This window comes from Parvularcula sp. IMCC14364 (genome assembly GCF_030758415.1).
GTDB lineage: Bacteria > Pseudomonadota > Alphaproteobacteria > Caulobacterales > Parvularculaceae > Aquisalinus.
In genome coordinates this window covers 883,970-904,741 of the sequence record NZ_CP132334.1, presented here as the reverse complement: position 1 = coordinate 904,741, position 20,772 = coordinate 883,970, and the positions used below count along the sequence as shown (strand labels likewise).

The following is a 20,772-nucleotide window of genomic DNA, read 5'->3' as shown; positions in this document are numbered from 1 at the left end:
GTGCTCACGAAGTTAGGTTCAAGTATTCATTATCACAAATATGAAATCATGATTTTGTTTTTGGTTTGGTAAGCGAACGACCAAGTTGCAGTGCATCAGCTTCGATCCCGGGCGGCCTTCCTTCTATTGACCATAATACATAATGGACAAGAGCAAAAATACTGACGCCGATCGTTGCCTGGGCCAATGGCTTGACGAGAATCAGGCTCATCGGAATGTTACTGAAAACGGGTGACAGAATAAGAAGGGAGAGTGCCATCAGCACGCACGCAGCAAAGCTTCTGCGAATGCGCCATATCGGCAACCAAAAGGGTTGCCTGCTTATCTTCCCAAACAACAAAAGACTAAGCGCAAAGTGGATGAGCGCATTGCCAAACACGGCGTAGGCCGCGCCCATCATGCCGTAGTTCAACGTTGCCCAAAGAAACAACGGCACCTTGATCATGAAGAAAATGATTTCGCGAATGCACAGTGCCCGCGTCATGCCTTTGGCGACTGCAAACGCATACATCGACGAAAAGCAGCAAGTCAGGCCAAAGACCGGTGCAAGAATCTGAATAATGGGAATGGTTTCAGCCCACCGCTGGCCCAGAAGGATCACTATCAGAGTGTCCGCAACAAATGCGAAGCCAATTCCTGCGGGAAGAGCTGTGGCACCCAAAACTTCGGTACTGCGCAAAAATAACCGCAACATTGCCTCGCTGTCAGCCTGAATTTGCGATAGGCCCGGATACAGAGCGCGGGCAATGGGCGATGCGATTTCAGTGGATGCCATCCCGGCCAGTTGATCGGCGATATAGAAAATCCCGGTCGGGGTCGGGCCGAGAATACGGCCCATCATGATGACATCCAATTTGTTGTTCAAGGAAGTGACGAAGCTCACGCCACCAAGCCAACCTGTGAATCCCCATATTTCACTGAATGAGGCCAAGGTGAGGCGAGGGCGAAAGGGCAAAAGAAAGTAAGACAGGATCAGCTTCACGAGCGTGCCTGCGATCAAGCCAAAAACAATGGCCAGATAAGTTTGCCATATCAGAGCTATCGTCACCGATACCACGACACCAAGCATTTTTTCCGTAACGCCGGTAAAAAATTCCTTCGTGAAATCGAGCTGTCCTTCAAACTGAAAATATTTTGGATTTATTCCAGCGTGAAGCAACGGAATGATGCTTAGTCCCAGGATTAGCACTTGCACCCGCGGATCCTGAAACAGAAAAGTGGCATTCAGTGCAATGAGTATTAGAACAATAGCAATTGCAATGCCACGCAGTAGCGACAGCGTGAAGATTGTGTTTAATTTGGTGTCTGTTGGGTTTTGATACCGTATGACGGTTTGGGATACACCGATGTCCGTCAAATTCTGGATGAGCTGCAGTACAGAAATGCCTATGGCGACGAGACCAAAGTCGTCCGGTAACAATATTCGGGCGAGGATGAAGGTATTTAGAAGACCGATCAGCCTCAAAGTTACCTGAAGCATAAACACAGTGGCCGATGCTGAGGCTATCCGGCCGGAAAGGTCAGTATGACGAGACGGGTCCGGTATGTTCTGGTGTGCGTTCATGTTTGACTTAAATCTCAGCGCCTCAGACAGCGTAGCCAACTAAGTTAATCAAACGGTAAAACGTTATGACGCGCTGACCAATATCGCGCGGAATCTGCCTGGCGACGCCAGAGGATCGCTTCTGGGATATTGACGATATACCTACGGGGGGTAAAGTTCAGTTTAATTGAATGCGCCGAGAACGCAGCCGGATAGTACAAACGTTCCTGCAATGCCGCCTGCATCGTGACCGTCCGTTCTTGGACTATTGGTTTTCAAGTTTCCAGTTCCACGGCAATAGATCATCAATCTGTTTGTTTGGATAGTCATTGATGACGCTGATCACATGGGCGAGCCATTCCTGGGTGTTGATCTTGTTGAGTTTGGCTGTTTCGATCAGGGATAGATCGTAGCAGCACGTTCTCCACCTCTGTCAGAGCCTGCGAACAACCAGTTTTTCTTGCCGACGGCGAGGTTCTTCATCGATCTCTCGGCGGCCTTATTGTCAATCTCGAGGCGGCCGTCGCTGAGGTACACGACCAACTTCTTGAGCTGAGTAATGGCATAGCGAATCGCCATTGCAAGATCAGACCTGCCAGGGATGTTAGGCAATGATGTTTCCAGGAACACCTGCAAGTCAGACAAGAGCGGCTTTGCATGTTCCTGCCTGACCTGTCGTCGGTGATCTGGCGGCATGGGCAAGTCCCAGTTATCTGAACTTAAAGGTCTCGAGAAAGAGAACCAGCGTCTGAAGAAAATTGTTGCCGAGCTTGAACTAGACAAGCTTATTCTCAAAGAAACACTTGATGTTTTAAAGCCCAAGGTCTGACGGTCACCGATCTACGTCAGGCCATTGTGAAGGCACGTCAAAGACTGAATACGTCTGAGCGGCGGACCTGCAAAACGGTTGGTATGCCCCGTTCCTCTCAGCGTTATCTTAACCGACCCAAAGATAATGAGGACAGGCTTCGCCTGGCTCTTATTCGATTAGCCAAACAATATGGTCGGTACGGTTATCGCAAGATAACCAAGTTACTGCAGATTGAAGGCTGGAAGGTCTAATTACAAGAAAATAGAAAAGCTTTGGCGGGAAGAAGGCTTACAGCAACCCAAACGCCATAAGAAAAAGAAACGCCTGTATCACAAAGACAGCTCTGTCATCCGGTTACGGCCAAAGTATGAGAACCATATCTGGAGCATCGACTTTGTTCATGATCGCCTCAGCAATGGGAGTAGCTACAAAATGTTGACCGTCCTTGATGAATACACCAGAGAAGCTCTCTGTGTCGCTGTAAAACCAAAGATAGGGAATGCGGAAGTATTAGAGGCTCTGTACCCATTGTGCTTATGTCATGGAAAGCCAGAGTTTATAAGGTCAGATAACGGCCCAGAGTTCGCAGCGGAGAACTTCCAGAAATGGTTGACCAAGGTTGGTATCAAACCGATCCGTATCTATCCAGGCTCACCTTGGGAAAACGGCTATAACGAACGCTTCAATGGCACCTTACGAAGAGAAGTCCTCAATGCTGAATGGTTCACTACGATAGAGCAAGTTAAAACCGTCATCAATAAATGGCTCAAACAGTACAATACCATCCGTCCACATCAAGCTCTCAACATGCGCACACCAATACCTGAAACTCTACATCAAAATGGTACTTAATTTATGGGCTGGACACTGGCCATTGTTGCCCTCAAAATCGAGCTCGCTGGCGAATAATGCACCGCTCGCATTCAAAGATGAACCTTTGACTTCAACAAAATCACCGTTCTGGGGGCCATTGGCGCCGAAATCATTGTCGATGAGAGCCGTCATGTAATCGACAGACAATGAATTCAAATTGAAGGTAAAATTGGTTGCATTGAGATTTTCAATAAATCCATGCACTTCAAATTCCGAATTTGCCGGCTTTGGTTCAATACGGAAGGCAATGATGTCTCGATTGGCATCGAACTGACCGCTGACCTCGACAACGTCGTTGACGGACAATCCAGCAATAGAAGCAGGAGAAATACTGTCGTCGAATGAAGTTGTACCGGTGATGATCACTGTCTGACCAAGAATGGTCAGTCGATTATTTGCAAGATCAATCGCACTGATCGGCCCTTGCACGGCGTCGTCAAATACCACGCTCTGAGCCGTTGCGTTGCCTGATGAATCCGTTCTCGCGGCGATCGTCACAACTTGCCCGACTTTCAAGTCAGATTCTGATCCAGAATTGTCATCGACATCGAAGGTCGCCGAACTTGTATCGTATCGCACACCATTCACGATAATACTGCCAAACCCGGAAATCGGTCCAATGACAACGCTGTTGCGCCCTTGGGGCGGTGGCGGTGGTGGCGGGACAGCCTGTGGTCCAGCTGAGGCCCCTCCTCCTCCGCCGCCTCCACAAGCCGACAGGAGAACAAGAATAGATAGTAGTGACAGGATCAATCGCATGGGTCAGGTCCTTTCCCGTAAAACCGGTATCGCGGGTGACTACCCGCCGACATGATAACGATCAGAAACCCGAATTATTCCTGCCATTACCCGATTTTTCTGGGTCCTATTGCGACTGTAAGCAGTCGATCACCTCAACCACGTCATCGGCTACATTTGGCGATCATTAGACCTTGTTAGACTTGGCGGGATTTGGTCCGAAGCAGTCATTGGCAATCAACCAAACGATCGGCAGTTTGCTCTCTAAAACTTGAACCCAGCATCCGATTTAACCCCTGCGCTTTCGACACAAAGCCAATATCGTCAATAGTGCGGCTGCAATGATGATCTCCACAGCGAGTTCCCGATAAACAATGGGAGCTAATTGTTCATCATCTTCCAGAACAATCGCTATCAACCGGACGCTGACCAATGAACAAAATAACACAGTGGCAATTATCAGCCGTTGACGCATGCTGAAACCAACAGTGCCCCCTGCGAGCATCAAGATACCAAGTCCGATTTCACCACCACCTATAATCGCTCGTGTTGATATTCTTGCTTCTGCAGTCGCGATACCTAATCCGTAACGCTCCATAATTTCCGGGTAGTAGAGTGTGACAGCACCCAAACCCAGCAACATTATGCCAACGACTAAAACTGTGATGGATTGCGTTTTGATCAAGGTATTTTCGGAGATCATATAAACCTCGGTGTCCTCTCCTTATAGTCACGATAGGCTTGACCATACTCACGCTCCAGCCATGGCTCCTCCAGAAAAGGTGCCAACACGTAAAGGGCACCCCAAATGGCCAACAGCACAGACACCATCCAGGAATTTGCAATCAGGCCCCAGCCGATCAACCCAATCCAAGTCACCACATAAATCGGATTTCGGCTCCGTGAGAACCAGCCCGTTGTCCGCAGTCCAAGTTTTTCACCGAACGCATTGCGCCAGCCGAGATTGAAGGTGATGGCAAAGGCAAGGCCGAAACCGACCAGCACGAGCAAGGCCCCTGCCCCATACTGGATGAGGGCCAAGTTGCCTCGTAAGAGGTTGAATTCAAGAACTGTAAGCGCAATCAATGGGTAGAGAAAACCCCTGAACAGTACAAGAAAGAGCCGATGCTGCCAGCTATCTTTGGCTGGCGGCGGCCAGAACTGAAATCCTTTCACCAGGGTCGAAACGAAGGACAGGATAAGGATCATTCCTGCTGCACCCAGCGATAATGAAAATGCAAGACTGGACCACATAATATTCACTTACTTTCTTCCTAAATCCAGCGCCGGACCCGACGCCGATAGGTCTCATACGCTTCCCCAAATTTTGCCTGCATGACTTTTTCTTCGGGCTTAATCTGGAAGAGTGTCATTGTCAGGATGAAGAGAACGATACTGGCGATGCCAGCAATATTTTCAAACCAGATTACAAAACCAGTAATGATCAGTACCAAGCCGAGATACATGGGATTGCGCGAGATGCGATAGAGCCCGCCGGTTACCAGATTACTCGCCTGTTCCGGTTGTACCGGATTGATGGTGGTTTTGTTACTTGCAAAAATGCCCACTGCGACTGAGGTGATGGCTACACCTGTCACGCAAAAACTCGCGGCAATCCAGTTCCCAAATGGTATGGGAACAGAAAATTGCGGCAGATAGCTCTGTATCGCCCAGGCAATGGCGACCGAGACAAAAACCTGCAGGATGGGTGGATATTTCAGTATCATGACTGCTCCTCTGAAACCTCGAAATTAAATACATTTTGCCAACCGCCAAGCTCACCAAGAGCCTGACGAATAATGGACCAGGATGAGCGCAAAAACAGGCTTGCCAGCAGGATCGCCACGGCGAGATCGGGCCAGGCAGAACCGGTCAGAGCCACAAGCCCGCCAGCGCCGATAACCCCGACATTGCCAATCGCATCATTGCGCGAGCACAACCAGACAGACCGTACATTGCTATCGCCATCACGCCACCGCAGCAAGATGCAAACGCTCGCCACGTTCGCCAGTAATGCCAGAAATCCGATCAGCCCCATGGTCTGGGCTTCAGGCGCATCACCACCAAAAAAACGTACCAGAGTGGAGCCCAAAATTACGGCCGCAAGCACGGCCAGTGACACGCCCTTGAACAAGGACGCACGCGCACGAATGCCGATAGCCGAACCAATGACTGCCAGACTGATCGCGTACGTCGCGGTATCCGCGCCAAAGTCGAGGGCATCAGCTTTCAGCGCCTGTGACCCGGACGCAAACCCTGCCAGCATTTCCACCACAAACATCACTGCATTTATGCCAATGACGACAAGCAAGGCCCGCTTGTAAAGCGGCGAAGCACCATCAAACGATTTTGGTTCACAGCAATCTGCCATATCAATCCCTTCCAGAGTCGATCCGTTCAGACTCAATTACTTTGACGATTCATACTCTAACCTCTATAGTGACTGTAGAGGCAAGAAATAATTTATGGCACAAAAACCCGATACAATTGGAGCTCTGTCAAAGCGTTCAGGCGTCAAGGTCACAACGATCCGCTATTATGAATCGATTGGCCTGATGAGAGAGCCCGACCGCTCTTCAAGTGGACAACGAATTTATGGCGAGGATGCCGTGGAGCGTCTGAATTTCATTCGCCACACCCGAGAATTGGGATTCCCGGTTGAAGCCATTCGCGAGCTTATCCAATTGCAAACCAAGCCAGGGGAAGACTGCGCTATTGTCGATGCCATCGCCCGGCGTCACCTTGCAGCCGTACGCCACCGGTTGTCGCAACTCGAAGCCCTCGAAGGCGAACTGAAAAGGATGATTGTCAGTTGTGCTGGCGGAGAAATAGGTAGTTGTAACGTGCTAGCCTGCCTGTCAAATCATGATGACTGCCTGACCGACACACACGAAAAAATTGATATTCCCCTGAAAAACTGAGCGTTAGCGACAAGTTTGAAGGCGACAGATCTAGAACATAAGTGACTCGAATAAGTTTTCTCTTGCCTCTACAGCCACTGTAGATGACATAATTTGTTAATGAACTAGGTACTTTTGTCTGATAGGCTCTTTACGATGATTGAAGGACTCTTAAGAAATGACTTTAGATCTTGGCTAATCGCCATGGCTTCTATCGCCGTGGTGCTCGCGCCAATGGCTGTCGAGGCAAATCATGTCGAAGAACAGTCCCAATCACATTGCGAATTCTGTGTCGATCACACAGAGCATGAAGATGAAAATCATCACAAGGGTCACCATGCCCACGGCTGCGGATCGTGTCACAGTCATTACCTTGCGGCCAAAACTTTTTATGCGTCTTCTAACTGCAACCAAAGTGCGACGCACTATGGCAATGTGATTGAAGCAATTTCCAGCACTGATTTTTCCGGTCCCTTCAAGCCCCCTCGACTCTAACCCGACGTCAATGATGCACAACGCGTCATTTCGAAAACGGTTAGAACGAGGAGAATATCGTGACCAAAAATTTATGGGGTGCTGTTTGCGCCCTCAGCTTCGGCCTGTGGGCTAACACAGCCGCTGCATCTCCGTGTTCGGGAAATGGCACGGCACCAATCCCTGCCGCAGTCGCCGGTGCACCACTGACATTACAAGCTGTTTTGGCAGAAATCCGCCAAGCATCGCCTGCGGTCAGGTCCGCGGGACTGGAAATTCGCGCTCGAAAAGCTGAAACACGACAGGCCGGTAGAACAACCAATCCGTCGCTGTCTGCTGAGATGGAAAATTTTGCCGGAAGCGGCGCATTTTCCGGCTATGACCAAACAGAAACCACCTACTCCCTCGAACAAACATTCAGGCTGGGAGGTAAACGTCGGTATGCAGAACGCGCGGCAAATGCACGGGCGGCACTGGCGTCCGCTGAATGCGCGGTCATCTTGCATCAAAGCCAACTCGAAGGCGCCGTCCTGTTCTTTGAATTAGTAAGTGCCACAGAGTTGGCAAGTATCGCCGTTCAGGCGTCGGATCTCGCCAGCGAGTTTTCCGAAATCGTCGAGGCCCGCGTTGCCGCGGGGGCAGCTGCACCACCTGAATTTGCCCGCGCCCGGGCCGAAGCCGTAATGGCCATGGCCCTCGTAACAAAAGCTGATGCCGAGGTGACACGCAGGCAATATGACCTTGTCAGCCTTTGGGGAGAATCGGAGTGGCCATTCGGACCGCCTCTCATCACCGACGATATATCGAGTGCGATGCCCGCTGATACAGGTTCCGTAACCAAGCATCCTGATCTGCAGCAGGCTGAAGCAGCAACCAATGCTGTCCGGGCACAAAGCCGGTTTGAGAGATCAAACATTGTCCCCGATGTCACACTGTCTGCCGGATACAGACGATTTGAAGAAACGGATGATAGCGCCCTCATCGCCGGTCTTAACATCACCCTGCCGCTTTTTGACAGAAACCGGGACGCGTTCAGAGCCTCACAAATAAGAACAGAGGCCCGCGCGATTGACAAAACTGCAATCGAAGCGAGGTTGCTGGCTGAGCTACGCGCCACCATTACCGAATTCAACGCCGCAACGGAACGGCGGCAAATGCTTGCTGATATTGCGGTTCCTGCGGCCATGACCGCCTATGACGCATCGGTGCGCGGGTACCGGGTCGGAAAATTTGATCTGACCTCAACAATCGATGCGCGCCGCGCGTTGATCGAAACGCGAAAGGCCTCAATCGAGGCCAACCTCGACCAGAATATCGCCGAAATGAAATTGCGCAGCCTCACCGGGACCGCGCCATTTAATGGAGAGTTCGATGCACAGTAACCCGACAAAATCGATACGGCTCGTTGTGCTACTCACAATGCTGGCCGCCTGCGGCAATAACAATACTGTTTCCGAAACCGATGATGCAGTTCAGGTTGAGGCACAACACAACGATCATGACGACGACGATCTTCATAGTGATCGTGATCACGACGCTGACGAAGTCGACATCGTTCTTCTTGATGCGCGCGCCGCTCGTGAAGCGGGAATCCTGACAGAACAGGCCTCTTTAGCGAATGTTGAGAGGAAACTCAGCCTGCCGGCAGAAATCCGGTTTGATGCCGACCGGATCGCCAATGTCTCTCCTCAGGTGAGCGGGGTCATCCGCCGCCTTTATGCCAGCGAAGGAGACAATGTCGAACTCGGTGACCGGCTTGCCCTCGTCTCCAGCCGTGAACTGGCGAGCATGAAAGCAGATTATCTCTCTGCCCTTAGTGCCGAATCCCTGGCCCGTGCCGAGCTTTCCAGAGAGGAACAACTCTGGTCAGAACGGATAACGTCCGAGGCTGACCTTTTAAGCGCACGCGCTGCGGTAACAGCCGCAGCGGCAACACGCGAAAGTACTGAAAACAAGCTCCATGCGGTAGGGCTTGACCATGGCGTCATAGACAGTCTCGACGGAGCAGCAGACGGCGCCTTGTCGCAATTTATCGTCACAGCACCGCTTGCGGGCACGATTATCCGTCGTCCGGTCACCTTGGGAGAAACGGTCGTTTCAGGTGAAAGTGGCGGCGTACCGCTTTTCACAATCGCAGATGACAGTGTGGTCTGGGCCGACATTGCCGTGTTTAAAAAAGACCTGTCCCAGGTAGAAAAAGGGTCCAGCGTCACGCTCAAAGAGGACACTGATGAGGCGCTTGGCGCCGGCGCAATTTCTTTTATTTCACCAATCGTTGATGAAACCTCCCGCACCGCCACCGCCCGGGTCGTGGTTGATAACGCAGATGGAAACCTGCGTCCCGGTCAGTTCGTAACGGCGGAGATCACTGTAGGCGACAGCTCATCACAACTCCGCATACGCACCGCTTCGGTCCAGTCAGTTGAAGGACGTCAATCGGTGTTTGTACCCGTTGAAGGCGGATTCGCACCACGTCCGGTCGTCACCGGCCTTGAGGCAGGCGGGTTTGTTGAAATCAAATCCGGACTTAACGTTGGCGACCTCTATGTCGCCACCGGTGCGTTCACGCTCAAGGCGCAGCTTGAAAAAGATGCCTTCGGCGATGATCACGACCATTAGGAGGCGTTTCCCATGCTGAATCTTATGCACCGACTGGCTGGGGGCAGACTGCTTGCTGGTATCGCCTCGCTGGTTTTGACAATCGGCGGATTTTTCGCGTTTCAGGCGCTACCGGTTGACGCGTTTCCCGACCCGTCTCCATCGCTCGTACAGATATTCACCGAAACCGAAGGCCTCTCTCCTGAGGAAGTCGAACGCTATGTGACGTTTCCGGTCGAGACAGCCATGTCGGGATTGCCCAGCGTGAAAGAAATACGCTCGGTTTCCAATTTCGGGCTTTCCATCGTGAACATATATTTTGAGGACGGGACAGACGTCTACTTTGCGCGCCAGGTGGTTGGCGAGCGCCTGCCGGAAGCAAGCGAAGCGATACCGGACGGGTTCGGCACACCGAAGATGGGGCCAATTTCCACCGGTCTTGGCATCATCATGTATTTCCGTCTCGTTGACGAAACCGGCGACTACGATCTGACAGAGCTCAGGGAAATGGCCGACTGGATGATCAAATACCCGCTGCAGTCAGTCGAGGGGGTCACCGAAGTGCTCGCGCTCGGCGGTTACGAGAAACAGTATCAGGTTCGTCTCGACCCTGATCTTTTGATTGCCTATGATCTGCAAGTCGCGGACATCATCCGGGCCCTGAAAAGCGCTAATCGCACCACTGGTGCCCAATTTATTGAAGTTGGTGCAGAGCAATATACGGTCAGGGGCGTTGGTCTTGCAGGGTCAGTTGATGACCTTGCCGAAACGCCGGTGAAAACGATTGATGGACGGGCGATCCGGGTCTCTGACCTTGGCGCAGTGGTTATCGGCGGCGGCGTGCGTCAGGGACTGGCGACTGCCAATGGTCAAGGGGAAACCGTCGCGGGCCTCGTACTTAAACTCTACGGCACCAATACGTCCGACGTGATCGAACGGGCGAAGGCCAGGTTTGACGACATCAACGCATCACTGCCTGACGGGGTGCGCGCCGTTCCCTACTACGATCAGGGGACGCTGGTTCAGCGCGCCGCTGCAACTGTGACGAACGCACTCTGGCAGGGCGCCCTGCTGGTGGCACTGATCGTATTCCTGTTTCTCGGAGGCTGGCGGCCGAGCCTGGTGGTCGTTCTGTCAATTCCGTTTTCAGTCGGTTTCGCGTTTATCGCCATGAACATGCTTGGCATCAGCGCCAATCTCATGTCGCTCGGGGGCGTCGCCATTGCTATCGGCATGATGGTCGATGGCGCGATTGTCATTACCGAGAATGTCGATCGCGGCTTTCGCAACCGCAAGGACGGGGAAAAAGATCGAGACATCGTAGCCCGCTCGGCAGCCGAAGTAATCGCTCCTTTGATTGCTGCAGTGGCAGTGGTCATCATCGTTTTTCTGCCACTTTTTTCCCTGGAAGGCGTTGAAGGCAAAACCTTCCGGCCGCTTGCCGCCTCAGCCGCGCTCGCGATGACCGGCTCCCTTATTTATGCAGCGCTTATCGCTCCAGCGATGGCCTTCGGCCTGATCAGACCAACTGCCCAAACCCGGTCCGGTAATAACAGGATAGCTGCAATCGTCAGGTCGGTTTCGGGGTATTTCGTCCGTGTACGCGCTGCGTCATTGGCCCTCGCGGCAATCCTTTTGATCGTGGGAGGTCTGGCCGGATCACGTCTTGGCTCCGAATTCACGCCCGCACTGGAAGAAGGTGATATTCTGCTGCGTGTTTCCATGGCGCCTTCCATCTCCCTCTCAGAAGCAAGTCAGACATCGACGCGCCTGGAGCAACGCCTGTTAGACTCGTTTCCAGAAATCTCCTCGATCGTCAGCCGGATCGGGCGCGGTGAAGTTGGTGCCCATGCCGATCCCGTCAACAGCATTGAAGCCTTTGTCGCTTTGAAACCGCGTTCAGCCTGGGAGACCGGCCGAACGCCGGATGAGCTGCGCACCGCAATTTCTGAAAATTTAGCATCCTATCCGGGCATTCGGGCCAATATCGGCCAGCCGATCGCCATGTCGGTCGATGAACTCCTGACCGGGACGAAGGCCCAGCTAGCGGTAAAGATTTTCGGACCTGACGCCAATGTCCTTCTTGAACAATCTCAAATTCTGCAGGCTGTTCTTGAAGAAGTTTCCGGTGCCAGCGATGTACAGGCTGATCAGATCACTGGCGCACCGCAGCTCATCGTGTCGGTCGATCGCAAGGCTCTTGGCCGTTACGGGCTGACCGTCGAAGAGGCGCTGGATACACTCAGCGCCGCCGTAGGCGGCGCAAAAGCTGGTGTCCTCTTTGAAGGGGTTCGACAGTTTCCGGTGGTGGTTCGCTTTGCGGAGGATCGCCGCAATAGTGCAGAGACGATCGGCCGGCTCGTGCTGGAAAGCGAAAGTGGCGCACAGGTACCTCTGGAATCCGTTGCTTCGATCCGGGAAGTCGTTGGTCCGCGCCAAATCACCCGTGAAAATGGCGCGCGGTTTATAACTGTTCAACTAAATGTCCGTGGCCGTGATATTGGGTCCTTCGTCGCTGATGCCAAAACAGCTGTAGACGGCCGTCTGGACTTACCGTCAGGCTACCGCCTCGAATGGGGCGGTCAGTTCGAGCTCCAGCAACAAGCCAACGCCCGGTTTGCTGTTGTCATCCCAATTACCCTTGGCATAGTACTGATGATCCTGCTGCTAGCGTTCGGACGTCTGAAATCTGCAATTCTTATTCTGTTGAACATCCCCCTTGCTCTGACCGGCGGGGCGCTGGCGCTCTGGCTTTCGGGGCTTCCGATATCAGTACCTGCGACCGTAGGATTTATTGCCCTGTTCGGGATTGCGCTCGGCAACGGGATGGTCCTGGTCAGTTTTATGGATGATTTCGCCCGGCAAGGAAAACACCTGGATCAACTCGCCATCGAAGCAGCCGTGTTGCGGGCCCGGCCCGTTTTGATGACAGCCCTGACAACCGCTCTGGGACTGGCGCCATTACTGTTCGCCACCGGCGTTGGGGCAGAAGTGCAGCGTCCTTTGGCAACGGTGGTGATGGGTGGGCTGATCACTTCAACCATCCTTACGCTGCTCGTCCTACCGGCCTTGCATCGCTGGTTTGCCCCTGCACGCGCAGAGCACCACAGCCTGATCGAAACCGCACATGTTCGCAATTGACGCTTGCAGCCCAAATAGTCAGGCCGTTATTCTGCGCTCTATGAACGAGGCGCAAACAGGCCCTTGCCAGGATGACAACATTCGGTGACAGCTTCAAAAGTGATGTTTCGCTCACCCAAGGTTATCCCCCGCAGCAATCATCCCCAAGCTGGATCGGAGGGCATTTGACATCGCCGTATGAGCAGTAAACACAGCAATCGCCTTTCCTGGCACGCAGAACCACGCCGCAGCCCTTGCAATCGTAGAAGAACTGGCAGGCATCGGTCGGCATCTGGTCCGTCGATTGATGGCCGCAATCAGGACAGGTCAGTGTCGAATGCGTCTCAAAGTCCAAAGCAGTAGTACTCACAGAAACTCCTTAGCTGTTTGCCCGCTTAGTATAGGCCCCGAGCAGCCACTCCAGAACAAATGTCAGGGCGACCAAAGCGATTGTTGTATAACTCAAATGCATAACCCGTATGGGCCCGAAGCTAATCAGATCAAACCCAACGGCAAAGATCAAACTGCCACCAAGCACCATGACAGGTCCTGCGAGATAACAATGGAGCCTCCCGCACTGCATTGCATTTATAATGCATCCGACGCCCATCCAGATATAAGCCCCGGCCATAATCAGAATAATCGGCGCAGCGGAAAAAAACTCCTCAAGGAAATTCGCTGAACACAGCAAGATAATTGGTATGCCCCATAATAATGCGAATGGGAGCAACCGACGAGACAGATCCTTCTCACGTTGCGCTTCTGACATGTTTCACCTCCTTAGTCTTCACGGTAACGACCCATATCCATCTAGGATAACGGTCAAGCCAACCAGAAAACCCGCACTCCACACAACATAACTCAGTCTGCAACACCGAAAATTCACAAATTCATGTTTATCTTACCCATCGTAATATATCTGCTTCATAGTAAGGCATGATGAACGCAGCTGCGGCAATAAGGACTGCGACCACAAAGAGTATGACCAGACCCATTCCAGGCCGCCGCCCCTTTCGGAACATCTGAACAAGGCCGGCAATAAGCAAAAGCATCGTCAGCCCCAGCAGCCAGGGTTGCCACCTGGCCAAAACTCCAAGGTGGCTAACAAGCGCCGCACTAACCCCAAGATTAATCAAGAGAAGTGGCAATACACAACAGGATGCCCCGATTAGTGCAAGTAACCCCGACAAAGCGCCAAAAGACGTCAGCGACGTTGAGCCTCCTTCAAGCTGGCCTGTGTTTTGTTCCTGATTTGATTCTGTCATGCTTGGATGCTACAACCTGTAGTTACTACAGAAGCAAGTGAATATACCTGCTATACGACCTCACAAAACCGAGAGGAATTCATGCAGATCGGGGCATTATCAGAGCAATCCGGCGTCAATATTGAGACCATCCGCTACTATGAAAAGACTGGCCTTGTACCACAGCCGCCGCGCAGCGGTGGCGGGCGGCGCGAGTTTGACGAAATTCATCTGAAGCGACTGGTGTTTGTCCGCCGGGCGCGAGAACTTGGTTTCAGTATTGACGAAGTCAAACAGCTAATCGCCCTGCAAGAAACACCTCCTGCCTGCAAGGACGTCTACACTCTCACCGAACATCACCTGGCTGATATTCGCAAGAAAATCCGCGACCTGAAACAGATGGAACGCACTCTCACCGGGTTGGCAAATAAGTGCGAACGCGGCGCAACGCCGGACTGCCCGATCATTGAGGCCCTTAATAGATGACAACCCCTGACCTTAATACACTCAACCTCAAAACCTTCATCGGAACGATTGATTTTGATCAGTCTCGGGATTTTTATTTGGCTCTCGGCTGGAAGGTAAACTTCGAAGAGGGAGAATTGGCCGAACTCTAACTTGACGGCAGATGCTTTTATCTGCAGCGCTATTACCAGAAAGATTGGTGCGACAATTCCATGATGTATATGGATGTGGAAGATGCCGCCGCCTGGCACCGTCATATCGAGCAGGTGCTCAAGGATTATTCCTTTGGCGCTGCTAGGACAAAACCACCTGAACCTGCGGCCTATGCAAAACTGGTCACCCATTTCTGGGATCCGGCAGGCGTACTCTGGCATCTGGCGCAACTTAAGTGAATGACCATATCAGCACTGATTTGTCAGGATCGGCATTAGGATTTTCAATTAGCCAGAAAGTCATGATGAGTATTGCGAATCTGAACGATGTCGGATTCACATTAATAGAATTAAAAGGTGCAGACGTGGGTGGTGCAAATATGGCACGCGCCAGCTTTACTGAATTAAATTTTGAAGATGCATATTTAGGCGGAATAGAAAATTCGAGACAAAGTTCAGGCATTAGCGGTTCTAACATTCATGGTGTAAGAAATGCTCCTGATAGATTTGTTGAATGAGCCCTCGAAAATGGCGCTATTGAGGAAGCAGGGGCATTGAGTGATGTTTATGAGAAAGGCGCTGCCTACAGGCTTACAGAAGAAGAAGCACAATAGTGCAACATTATGTTTCCCTGCAATCATTTAACGATCATCCAGATCGACATCCCAATCATCATCAGGTTTTCAGTTAAAGAAATCGCTCCCAGTGGCACCCGGCTGTTGCCACCTACACAGGCGCAATTGATATCCCGTTTATCGATGTAAACCGCTTTGTAAACGGACCATGCGCCAATACTTCCCACCACCAACGCAAAAGGCGCAGCAGCTTTTGCGGCAAAGCCACCGGCAATCATCAAAATGCCCGCGCCAGCTTCAACAAAAGGATAGATATAGGCGTAAGGGATATAACGCTTGGCCAGTAAGTCATAGCCTATAAATCCATTGGTGAAGCCGTCGAGGTCCCGCAGTTTCTGGATACCAAGGATGCACATGCTGATCGCGACGAATAACTCCATAACGCGCAATGACGTGAACGCCCCATAGGCCATCCAGGCAACTGCCAGTGACATCAACCCTGCAACACTAAAAATTGCGATGATCGGTGCGTAGGTCTTTTCGTCTTTACCCTTTGCTTTGATGCCCAAGAACTGACGTAGATCATCGTAACCCCCTACCCGATCACCAGAGATAAAGATCTGCGGTGTCGTCTGAACATCATGCTCTTGTTTAAACGCGTCCTGTGCCGCACGGTCACTCAGGAGATGATCTTCAACGTCATAGCCGCGACGTTGCAGTAAGGACTTTGCCTTCAACCCAAACGGACATGTGTGGTCATCCGTGACTATCCGATACAATGTGGCCGTTGCCATTTGCGACTCCTTATCGATAGTTCAACCTAAGTGAACAGGATATTGATATATACCCCCCTAGGGTATATATCAATGGCTTACCTACCCAGCAGGCGGCACGTCGAAAATGCACTCAAAGTCTTTTCGGAACATTCAGAAACTTTTTGTTTTTCAAACCAAGGGCAGGCTTTTCCGCAAAATGCCAGGACAAACCTGAGCAAATCAATACAAGTGGTGTCGCCACCACCAACAGCTGCCAGGATTGAAGTGACGGAACAGAATATTCCAGCGCCTGCAGGATCGGATAATGCCAGATATAAATGCCATAGGAATAATCCGGCAATTTGGCGAGCGAGGGAATATGGCGACCATAAAAACCAGCATATAGAATACCCAAGGCAAGGAAGACATTGGCGAAAATTTCACTGAACCATAACCGCCCAAACAACAGAAATAATACCGCACATATCAATACGATCATCAATCGTGGCCGCCTCAACTCAGGCACGTAAAAGAGTAAAACGCCGAGCAAAAAGGCCGAAGTCAGGCGAAAGAAATCATAGCCCGCCAGAGATAAAAAAGAATGCTCAGGCATAAAGCGCGTCATACTGATCAGGGAGAAAACGAGAAACATCCCGAGCACTACCAGCCGGTTTTTCAGGAGACCCATCGCAAACGCTGCACCAACCAGAATGTAGCAAAATACCTCAAACCGGATGGTCCATAAGGGGGCGTTTAAATGTGGTTCAGAGTTACCTGAAAAAGCACCTGCCACCTCTCCTCTGGGGTCCATCAACCCGAAGATACGGGTCACATAAGCCCAGGCTTGGGAGTCTTTCAGAAAAGCTCCCTCGCTTGCTGGTGAAAAAACCGGCCCAAAAAACAACAGGCTCGCAATCACCACAAGAGCCAGAGCCGGGAACAGTCTCAGGAAGCGAGATTTGAAATAGTCTCCCAGATGCCGCCGGGTCGCCAGGCTCTTCGCGATCAGCATACCCGACAGGATAAAAAATCCGTTTACGGCAAGATCACTTGCTTGCCAGTTATAGACCCCCAGGGGGTCAATCCCGTCATTGACCTCCCAGGCATGGGCAATCATGACTGCCCCGGCAAGGCCCCAGCGCACACTGGTCAGGTAATTGGCTTCAAACAGGGGGTCTTTCGGTGATACTCTAAAAAAAAGACTGTCCATTAACTGGCTTCTTTCATTAGATTACTATACCTCTATGGCGCTGGTGTGCGTCGGCTCTTCTGTCCGATCCAGCTCATCACCCGAAGAATGGAAAGACATAGCCCAGCAAAGAAAAATACAATCGCCAGCGAGGCCGTCATTTTGATCCACCAGGAATTGAAGTTCTCACGGGTAGACCAGTCCATAATGTGCAGCCCCCACATGAAGTCAAAGACCCGCCATAAGGTGGTCCGTACGGCACGTACTTCGCCCATTGACGCATCTACATAGAAGCTTGCTGCGTGATCTGGCCCGAAGTTAACTTTCCAGACGGGCCCCGGCCTGCCATATTCTCGTGGTGGTTCAGTGAGGAATGTGCTTGAGACAATCGCCCCTTCGCCACTGTACGAGGATTGTGCGAGGCCGATCGCCATCTCCTCAGACAAAGGCGAGATGATGTCGCCTGTTGTTGCGTCAACCAGCTTGCGTTTGCCGTCCCCGCTGACGCGCCAGACCGGCTTCTCCAATAGAAAGTGCAAAGAAAGACTGTCTGCGGCTACTTCACTTTTCTCAAGGATCGCATCAGGGGTCAGTAAGTCACTTATATTTGTAAACGCGGCAGGCTCCATCTCAGTGCGCAAATGTTCCCCCCGCACCTCTTCAATCGGAAACCAGGTCATGAAGAGGCCGGAAATCAGCCACAGACCAACTTGCGCCCCGATGGCAAGCCCGAGCCAGAGATGAAGTTGTCTTGCCCGCCTGTTAAAGAGTGCCCTGTTCATGCGATCCTACCTTTTAAGTTTATCAAACAGATCGATCAGCTCAGAGACTTTCTCACGCTGATGTTTTTTACTGCCGGAATTGATCGCCCCTTCTACGCAAGTTGCGGCATGATCTTTCAGGATTTCACTTTCCGCCCGTGCCACCGCTGACTTGACTGCCTGCATTTGATGCAAGACATCAATACAATAGCGGTCCTCTTCCAGCATCTTGATGACACCGCGCACCTGTCCTTCGATACGCCGCAGTCGTTTGATGGTCGCCTCCGATTTTGACATGCAGTTGCTCCGTTTACTTTTTAGGATTGTAGTCGCGTGAAGAAGAATGGGTATGGACGACTTTCCAGGCCCCTTCTACCCGGCGAAACAGGAATGTCTGCCGACCCGCTTTATCGAGCACGCGCCCGGATTTCACGATGGTGCCTTTAATCCTGGTGTCCACAACGGCCCAGGCAAAGTCTTCACCTTCATAGTGAATTTCTAAATCGGAGAAATCGAGCTGAAGGTCCGGGATCGCCCCTTTTTCAGGTTCTACATGGTTCAAGACCAGATCATCGAGCCCCTCATTTTGCCCGCCAGACTCGATATAACGGGCGCCCTCAAAGTCGAGAAAATGTTCTCTAAAGGGGGTCCCGTCCCCGTTTTCCCAGCCATACTCGATTTCAGAAATAATCGATGTGATCGCTGCATCACCTGAGTCTGACGCCATGACGCCTGATAAGGACAAAATCAGTACAGATATTGTTATACAAACCCTCGTCATCAATTTTTTCATCATTTATCTCCTGTTATATCTGTCATGCCCGTTTCCAGGACTGACACTATCCGGTGTGCCCCGGCCCAGTAATGGTGGTGGCTAGGGTCAGAATGAGCAGGACACTTGCAAATAAAATGGCCTCTCCCACCAATGTTCGCTTCAGCGTGATGAGGCCTGATGTCGGTTTCTGTGCCAGCTGTTCAGAAACCCAAAATTTGTTGATGGCGCCAAGCCCCAGTAAGACAACCGCCGCGACGAGCTTAAAGGTCAACAGACGCCCATAGGGCGTGGACACCATCTGGCCCAGCCCCTCCAGCAATTGCCACAACACCAGAACGCCGGTCACAAACAATAGTGGAACTGCCTTGATCGCGAGGGAACTGAAGCGTGCTGTTCGCTGCTGTAGCTCGCTGATGGGCACGGCCGCAGCTGGATAAAGGGTTAGGGGCGCAACAAGCCAGAACCCCGCAATCAACACATGGATCGCCACAAACGGCACCCAAATGGCTGGCGCCTCGATACCCTGAATATGTCCTGCCATCCCAAAACCAAGAGCAATGCCTGCAGGAGCAATAACAAGGCCAGCACGCCAATTAAAAACCCTGTAGGCTGCAACTGCACCGAGCGCACCCACAAACAAATAGGTCTGGATAGCATGAGGTCGCCAGACCCATTTGAAAGTATCTCCTGAAAATGCCCCTGACAGAGATCCTGCCAACTGCGCATTGGCAATCAGCAGTTTCAGGACAACAGCCCCGAGAAAAATCCCGCCGACTGGCGCCAATAAGCCCGTTTTCTTTTTCGATACATTCTCAATCAGAAACACCCGATGCAGGCTGAGCCCGATCAGGAACAGCGCACTGGCATACAGAGTATATTTGATGAGAATCGCTAGAACTGTCAGCACGCCAGCTGCATCATTCGACAGAAAAATCGATCGTATCTGACATGATATGCCCATCGCGCGCGACGGCTTTCCATGTTAACAGATAGTCACCGTTTTCCAGGGTCGGCAGATCGACACTGAAGCTTGCCGACATATCGTCGTCGCTTTCAAAACCGGTTTCAATCGCCATACCTGACGACGTTTCAAGTTCAATATCGGCGAGCGACGCCTTATGACTGAAGGTGATGTCGAATGTTTCAGGAGACACCGCAAAGCTGTCCCCGGAAGAGATATTAATCTCTTTAATCATGGAATGTGCAAGGGCTGTTGTGCCTGCCAGCACCATGATTGACGCCAGAATGGCTGCTAAAATGCGCATAGAATACCCTCCGGGAATGAACGATCCCATCCCCAACCTTATACCCCTATAGGGTATAAGGTCAATTTATTATCATGCCGTCAGTGATTCATGTTGCTCATGCATTCATCATCACTGCCGTCGGTCTTACACATCTGCATAATGCGGAAAGAGCCATCGCGCCCTTGTTTCAGCATGAAGTGGACCGCATCCTCTTCGCTGAACCGCACAAGGTCCACATCTCCGCCTGCCTCGAAAGACATGGTCATTGCCGCCATATTGATTGCCGGGATTTCCTCGTGATCGATCTTGATCCGTCCTGCATCTGCGAATACCTGCACCACTTTCCCATTTACCGGGATCATCGCGTCTGGTGCGGTTTTCATGTCATGATCTTTCATATCATGCCCGCTATGGTCAGCCATCTCGGGGTTGTCCTTGTCATGGTTTCCATGTCCGTCATGGGATTGTCCGCATGCGGCAAGGGACGCCAGCCCCAAGACGGCAACAAGGCCCAGTTTCCTTCGTGTCATTTGATCGATCTCCTCTCAAAGG

At 51.7% G+C, this 20,772-nt stretch carries 29 protein-coding genes; 10 read left to right on the top strand and 19 right to left on the bottom strand.

What is annotated here, in order from left to right; translation table 11 throughout:
- Positions 1-46 precede the first annotated feature (46 nt).
- The 3 genes from RAL90_RS04370 to RAL90_RS04365 form a co-directional block, all read right to left on the bottom strand.
- On the bottom strand, positions 47-1,564 hold the full coding sequence (locus RAL90_RS04370) for an oligosaccharide flippase family protein (RefSeq protein WP_306253303.1): 1,518 nt from the start codon (positions 1,562-1,564) through the stop codon (positions 47-49).
- Positions 1,565-1,808: 244 nt separating this feature from the next.
- Complete coding sequence (locus tag RAL90_RS16275) at positions 1,809-1,916, bottom strand: hypothetical protein (RefSeq protein ID WP_372340427.1); 108 nt, start codon at positions 1,914-1,916, stop codon at positions 1,809-1,811.
- Positions 1,917-1,939: 23 nt separating this feature from the next.
- Complete coding sequence (locus tag RAL90_RS04365; RefSeq protein WP_306253302.1) at positions 1,940-2,239, bottom strand: transposase; 300 nt, start codon at positions 2,237-2,239, stop codon at positions 1,940-1,942.
- On the opposite strand from RAL90_RS04365, the gene RAL90_RS04360 reads away from it, so the two are divergent.
- Together RAL90_RS04360 and RAL90_RS04355 are read left to right on the top strand one after the other, a co-directional pair.
- Positions 2,238-2,372, top strand: coding sequence for a hypothetical protein (locus RAL90_RS04360; protein WP_306253301.1), 135 nt, complete (start codon positions 2,238-2,240; stop codon positions 2,370-2,372). The genes RAL90_RS04365 and RAL90_RS04360 overlap by 2 nt on opposite strands.
- Positions 2,373-2,585: 213 nt before the next feature.
- Positions 2,586-3,206 carry an IS3 family transposase gene (locus RAL90_RS04355; protein WP_306253300.1) on the top strand — a complete coding sequence of 207 codons (621 nt, stop codon included), beginning with the start codon at positions 2,586-2,588 and terminating at the stop codon, positions 3,204-3,206.
- Here the strand turns inward: RAL90_RS04355 and RAL90_RS04350 are convergent.
- The 5 genes from RAL90_RS04350 to RAL90_RS04330 all read right to left on the bottom strand — a co-directional run bounded on the left by RAL90_RS04350 (position 3,186) and on the right by RAL90_RS04330 (position 6,336).
- A complete protein-coding gene (locus RAL90_RS04350) occupies positions 3,186-3,986 on the bottom strand; it encodes a DUF5666 domain-containing protein (RefSeq protein ID WP_306253299.1) in 801 nt (266 codons plus the stop codon). The genes RAL90_RS04355 and RAL90_RS04350 overlap by 21 nt on opposite strands.
- A 268-nt stretch (positions 3,987-4,254) precedes the next feature.
- A complete protein-coding gene (locus tag RAL90_RS04345) occupies positions 4,255-4,668 on the bottom strand; it encodes a hypothetical protein (protein ID WP_306253298.1) in 414 nt (137 codons plus the stop codon).
- Positions 4,665-5,174: an isoprenylcysteine carboxylmethyltransferase family protein gene (locus RAL90_RS04340; RefSeq protein ID WP_306253297.1), complete on the bottom strand. Its 510-nt coding sequence runs from the start codon at positions 5,172-5,174 to the stop codon at positions 4,665-4,667. Before RAL90_RS04340 ends, RAL90_RS04345 begins: the two co-directional genes overlap by 4 nt.
- Positions 5,175-5,239: 65 nt before the next feature.
- A complete protein-coding gene (locus RAL90_RS04335) occupies positions 5,240-5,692 on the bottom strand; it encodes an isoprenylcysteine carboxylmethyltransferase family protein (protein WP_306253296.1) in 453 nt (150 codons plus the stop codon).
- Positions 5,689-6,336 carry a cation transporter gene (locus RAL90_RS04330; protein WP_306253295.1) on the bottom strand — a complete coding sequence of 216 codons (648 nt, stop codon included), beginning with the start codon at positions 6,334-6,336 and terminating at the stop codon, positions 5,689-5,691. Before RAL90_RS04330 ends, RAL90_RS04335 begins: the two co-directional genes overlap by 4 nt.
- Positions 6,337-6,430: 94 nt before the next feature.
- On the opposite strand from RAL90_RS04330, the gene RAL90_RS04325 reads away from it, so the two are divergent.
- The 5 genes from RAL90_RS04325 (at position 6,431) to RAL90_RS04305 (ending at position 13,078) form a co-directional block, all read left to right on the top strand.
- The gene (locus RAL90_RS04325) at positions 6,431-6,886 is read left to right on the top strand and encodes a helix-turn-helix domain-containing protein (protein ID WP_306253294.1); all 456 of its coding nucleotides are present in this window, start codon (positions 6,431-6,433) and stop codon (positions 6,884-6,886) included.
- A 135-nt stretch (positions 6,887-7,021) separates the two neighbouring features.
- The gene (locus tag RAL90_RS04320) at positions 7,022-7,360 is read left to right on the top strand and encodes a hypothetical protein (protein ID WP_306253293.1); all 339 of its coding nucleotides are present in this window, start codon (positions 7,022-7,024) and stop codon (positions 7,358-7,360) included.
- Between the two features lie 59 nt (positions 7,361-7,419).
- Positions 7,420-8,721 (top strand): TolC family protein, encoded by a 1,302-nt coding sequence (locus tag RAL90_RS04315; protein WP_306253292.1) that lies wholly within the window; start codon positions 7,420-7,422, stop codon positions 8,719-8,721.
- Positions 8,711-9,958 (top strand): efflux RND transporter periplasmic adaptor subunit, encoded by a 1,248-nt coding sequence (locus RAL90_RS04310; protein WP_306253291.1) that lies wholly within the window; start codon positions 8,711-8,713, stop codon positions 9,956-9,958. Before RAL90_RS04315 ends, RAL90_RS04310 begins: the two co-directional genes overlap by 11 nt.
- A 12-nt stretch (positions 9,959-9,970) precedes the next feature.
- Positions 9,971-13,078 (top strand): efflux RND transporter permease subunit, encoded by a 3,108-nt coding sequence (locus RAL90_RS04305; protein ID WP_306253290.1) that lies wholly within the window; start codon positions 9,971-9,973, stop codon positions 13,076-13,078.
- Positions 13,079-13,199: 121 nt separating this feature from the next.
- On the opposite strand, the gene RAL90_RS04300 is transcribed toward RAL90_RS04305, so the two are convergent.
- The 3 genes from RAL90_RS04300 to RAL90_RS04290 form a co-directional block, all read right to left on the bottom strand.
- Complete coding sequence (locus RAL90_RS04300) at positions 13,200-13,412, bottom strand: GDCCVxC domain-containing (seleno)protein (protein ID WP_306254040.1); 213 nt, start codon at positions 13,410-13,412, stop codon at positions 13,200-13,202.
- Between the two features lie 24 nt (positions 13,413-13,436).
- Positions 13,437-13,826: a hypothetical protein gene (locus RAL90_RS04295; protein ID WP_306253289.1), complete on the bottom strand. Its 390-nt coding sequence runs from the start codon at positions 13,824-13,826 to the stop codon at positions 13,437-13,439.
- A gap of 127 nt (positions 13,827-13,953) precedes the next feature.
- On the bottom strand, positions 13,954-14,322 hold the full coding sequence (locus RAL90_RS04290; RefSeq protein WP_306253288.1) for a hypothetical protein: 369 nt from the start codon (positions 14,320-14,322) through the stop codon (positions 13,954-13,956).
- An 81-nt stretch (positions 14,323-14,403) separates the two neighbouring features.
- Here RAL90_RS04290 and RAL90_RS04285 point away from each other — a divergent pair, with 81 nt between their 5' ends.
- The 3 genes from RAL90_RS04285 to RAL90_RS04275 all read left to right on the top strand — a co-directional run bounded on the left by RAL90_RS04285 (position 14,404) and on the right by RAL90_RS04275 (position 15,436).
- Positions 14,404-14,787, top strand: a complete 384-nt coding sequence (locus tag RAL90_RS04285) for a helix-turn-helix domain-containing protein (protein WP_306253287.1) — start codon at positions 14,404-14,406, stop codon at positions 14,785-14,787.
- 191 nt (positions 14,788-14,978) lie between these two features.
- Entirely contained in the window at positions 14,979-15,158 is a 180-nt protein-coding gene (locus RAL90_RS04280) for a hypothetical protein (protein WP_306253286.1), read from the top strand.
- Positions 15,155-15,436 carry a pentapeptide repeat-containing protein gene (locus RAL90_RS04275; RefSeq protein ID WP_306253285.1) on the top strand — a complete coding sequence of 94 codons (282 nt, stop codon included), beginning with the start codon at positions 15,155-15,157 and terminating at the stop codon, positions 15,434-15,436. Before RAL90_RS04280 ends, RAL90_RS04275 begins: the two co-directional genes overlap by 4 nt.
- Positions 15,437-15,555: 119 nt before the next feature.
- On the opposite strand, the gene RAL90_RS04270 is transcribed toward RAL90_RS04275, so the two are convergent.
- The 8 genes from RAL90_RS04270 to RAL90_RS04235 form a co-directional block, all read right to left on the bottom strand.
- On the bottom strand, positions 15,556-16,287 hold the full coding sequence (locus RAL90_RS04270) for a glutaredoxin (protein WP_306253284.1): 732 nt from the start codon (positions 16,285-16,287) through the stop codon (positions 15,556-15,558).
- 112 nt (positions 16,288-16,399) lie between these two features.
- Positions 16,400-17,458 (bottom strand): acyltransferase, encoded by a 1,059-nt coding sequence (locus RAL90_RS04265; RefSeq protein ID WP_306253283.1) that lies wholly within the window; start codon positions 17,456-17,458, stop codon positions 16,400-16,402.
- 32 nt (positions 17,459-17,490) lie between these two features.
- Positions 17,491-18,219: a PepSY domain-containing protein gene (locus tag RAL90_RS04260; RefSeq protein ID WP_306253282.1), complete on the bottom strand. Its 729-nt coding sequence runs from the start codon at positions 18,217-18,219 to the stop codon at positions 17,491-17,493.
- 6 nt (positions 18,220-18,225) lie between these two features.
- On the bottom strand, positions 18,226-18,495 hold the full coding sequence (locus RAL90_RS04255) for a metal-sensitive transcriptional regulator (protein ID WP_306253281.1): 270 nt from the start codon (positions 18,493-18,495) through the stop codon (positions 18,226-18,228).
- 13 nt (positions 18,496-18,508) lie between these two features.
- Positions 18,509-18,925 (bottom strand): nuclear transport factor 2 family protein, encoded by a 417-nt coding sequence (locus RAL90_RS04250; RefSeq protein ID WP_306253280.1) that lies wholly within the window; start codon positions 18,923-18,925, stop codon positions 18,509-18,511.
- Positions 18,926-19,037: 112 nt separating this feature from the next.
- A complete protein-coding gene (locus RAL90_RS04245) occupies positions 19,038-19,880 on the bottom strand; it encodes a copper resistance D family protein (protein WP_306253279.1) in 843 nt (280 codons plus the stop codon).
- Positions 19,881-19,890: 10 nt separating this feature from the next.
- Positions 19,891-20,238 (bottom strand): copper resistance CopC family protein, encoded by a 348-nt coding sequence (locus RAL90_RS04240; RefSeq protein WP_306253278.1) that lies wholly within the window; start codon positions 20,236-20,238, stop codon positions 19,891-19,893.
- An 80-nt stretch (positions 20,239-20,318) separates the two neighbouring features.
- Entirely contained in the window at positions 20,319-20,750 is a 432-nt protein-coding gene (locus RAL90_RS04235; RefSeq protein WP_306253277.1) for a copper-binding protein, read from the bottom strand.
- Between the last annotated feature and the right edge of the window lie 22 nt (positions 20,751-20,772).

Excerpts from the sequence above, each read along its gene's own strand:
- RAL90_RS04365 (WP_306253302.1), bottom strand. The coding sequence starts at position 2,239 with ATGCCGCCAGATCACCGACGACAGGTCAGGCAGGAACATGCAAAGCCG.
- RAL90_RS04285 (WP_306253287.1), top strand. The coding sequence starts at position 14,404 with ATGCAGATCGGGGCATTATCAGAGCAATCCGGCGTCAATATTGAGACC.
- RAL90_RS04360 (WP_306253301.1), top strand. The coding sequence starts at position 2,238 with ATGGGCAAGTCCCAGTTATCTGAACTTAAAGGTCTCGAGAAAGAGAAC.
- RAL90_RS04340 (WP_306253297.1), bottom strand. The coding sequence starts at position 5,174 with ATGATCCTTATCCTGTCCTTCGTTTCGACCCTGGTGAAAGGATTTCAG.
- RAL90_RS04270 (WP_306253284.1), bottom strand. The coding sequence starts at position 16,287 with ATGGCAACGGCCACATTGTATCGGATAGTCACGGATGACCACACATGT.
- RAL90_RS04250 (WP_306253280.1), bottom strand. The coding sequence starts at position 18,925 with ATGGCGTCAGACTCAGGTGATGCAGCGATCACATCGATTATTTCTGAA.
- RAL90_RS04335 (WP_306253296.1), bottom strand. The coding sequence starts at position 5,692 with ATGATACTGAAATATCCACCCATCCTGCAGGTTTTTGTCTCGGTCGCC.
- RAL90_RS04280 (WP_306253286.1), top strand. The coding sequence starts at position 14,979 with ATGATGTATATGGATGTGGAAGATGCCGCCGCCTGGCACCGTCATATC.
- RAL90_RS04330 (WP_306253295.1), bottom strand. The coding sequence starts at position 6,336 with ATGGCAGATTGCTGTGAACCAAAATCGTTTGATGGTGCTTCGCCGCTT.
- RAL90_RS04320 (WP_306253293.1), top strand. The coding sequence starts at position 7,022 with ATGATTGAAGGACTCTTAAGAAATGACTTTAGATCTTGGCTAATCGCC.
- RAL90_RS04325 (WP_306253294.1), top strand. The coding sequence starts at position 6,431 with ATGGCACAAAAACCCGATACAATTGGAGCTCTGTCAAAGCGTTCAGGC.
- RAL90_RS04240 (WP_306253278.1), bottom strand. The coding sequence starts at position 20,238 with ATGCGCATTTTAGCAGCCATTCTGGCGTCAATCATGGTGCTGGCAGGC.
- RAL90_RS04260 (WP_306253282.1), bottom strand. The coding sequence starts at position 18,219 with ATGAACAGGGCACTCTTTAACAGGCGGGCAAGACAACTTCATCTCTGG.
- RAL90_RS04235 (WP_306253277.1), bottom strand. The coding sequence starts at position 20,750 with ATGACACGAAGGAAACTGGGCCTTGTTGCCGTCTTGGGGCTGGCGTCC.
- RAL90_RS04345 (WP_306253298.1), bottom strand. The coding sequence starts at position 4,668 with ATGATCTCCGAAAATACCTTGATCAAAACGCAATCCATCACAGTTTTA.
- RAL90_RS04350 (WP_306253299.1), bottom strand. The coding sequence starts at position 3,986 with ATGCGATTGATCCTGTCACTACTATCTATTCTTGTTCTCCTGTCGGCT.
- RAL90_RS04255 (WP_306253281.1), bottom strand. The coding sequence starts at position 18,495 with ATGTCAAAATCGGAGGCGACCATCAAACGACTGCGGCGTATCGAAGGA.
- RAL90_RS04370 (WP_306253303.1), bottom strand. The coding sequence starts at position 1,564 with ATGAACGCACACCAGAACATACCGGACCCGTCTCGTCATACTGACCTT.
- RAL90_RS04305 (WP_306253290.1), top strand. The coding sequence starts at position 9,971 with ATGCTGAATCTTATGCACCGACTGGCTGGGGGCAGACTGCTTGCTGGT.
- RAL90_RS04310 (WP_306253291.1), top strand. The coding sequence starts at position 8,711 with ATGCACAGTAACCCGACAAAATCGATACGGCTCGTTGTGCTACTCACA.
- RAL90_RS04295 (WP_306253289.1), bottom strand. The coding sequence starts at position 13,826 with ATGTCAGAAGCGCAACGTGAGAAGGATCTGTCTCGTCGGTTGCTCCCA.
- RAL90_RS04290 (WP_306253288.1), bottom strand. The coding sequence starts at position 14,322 with ATGACAGAATCAAATCAGGAACAAAACACAGGCCAGCTTGAAGGAGGC.
- RAL90_RS04265 (WP_306253283.1), bottom strand. The coding sequence starts at position 17,458 with ATGGACAGTCTTTTTTTTAGAGTATCACCGAAAGACCCCCTGTTTGAA.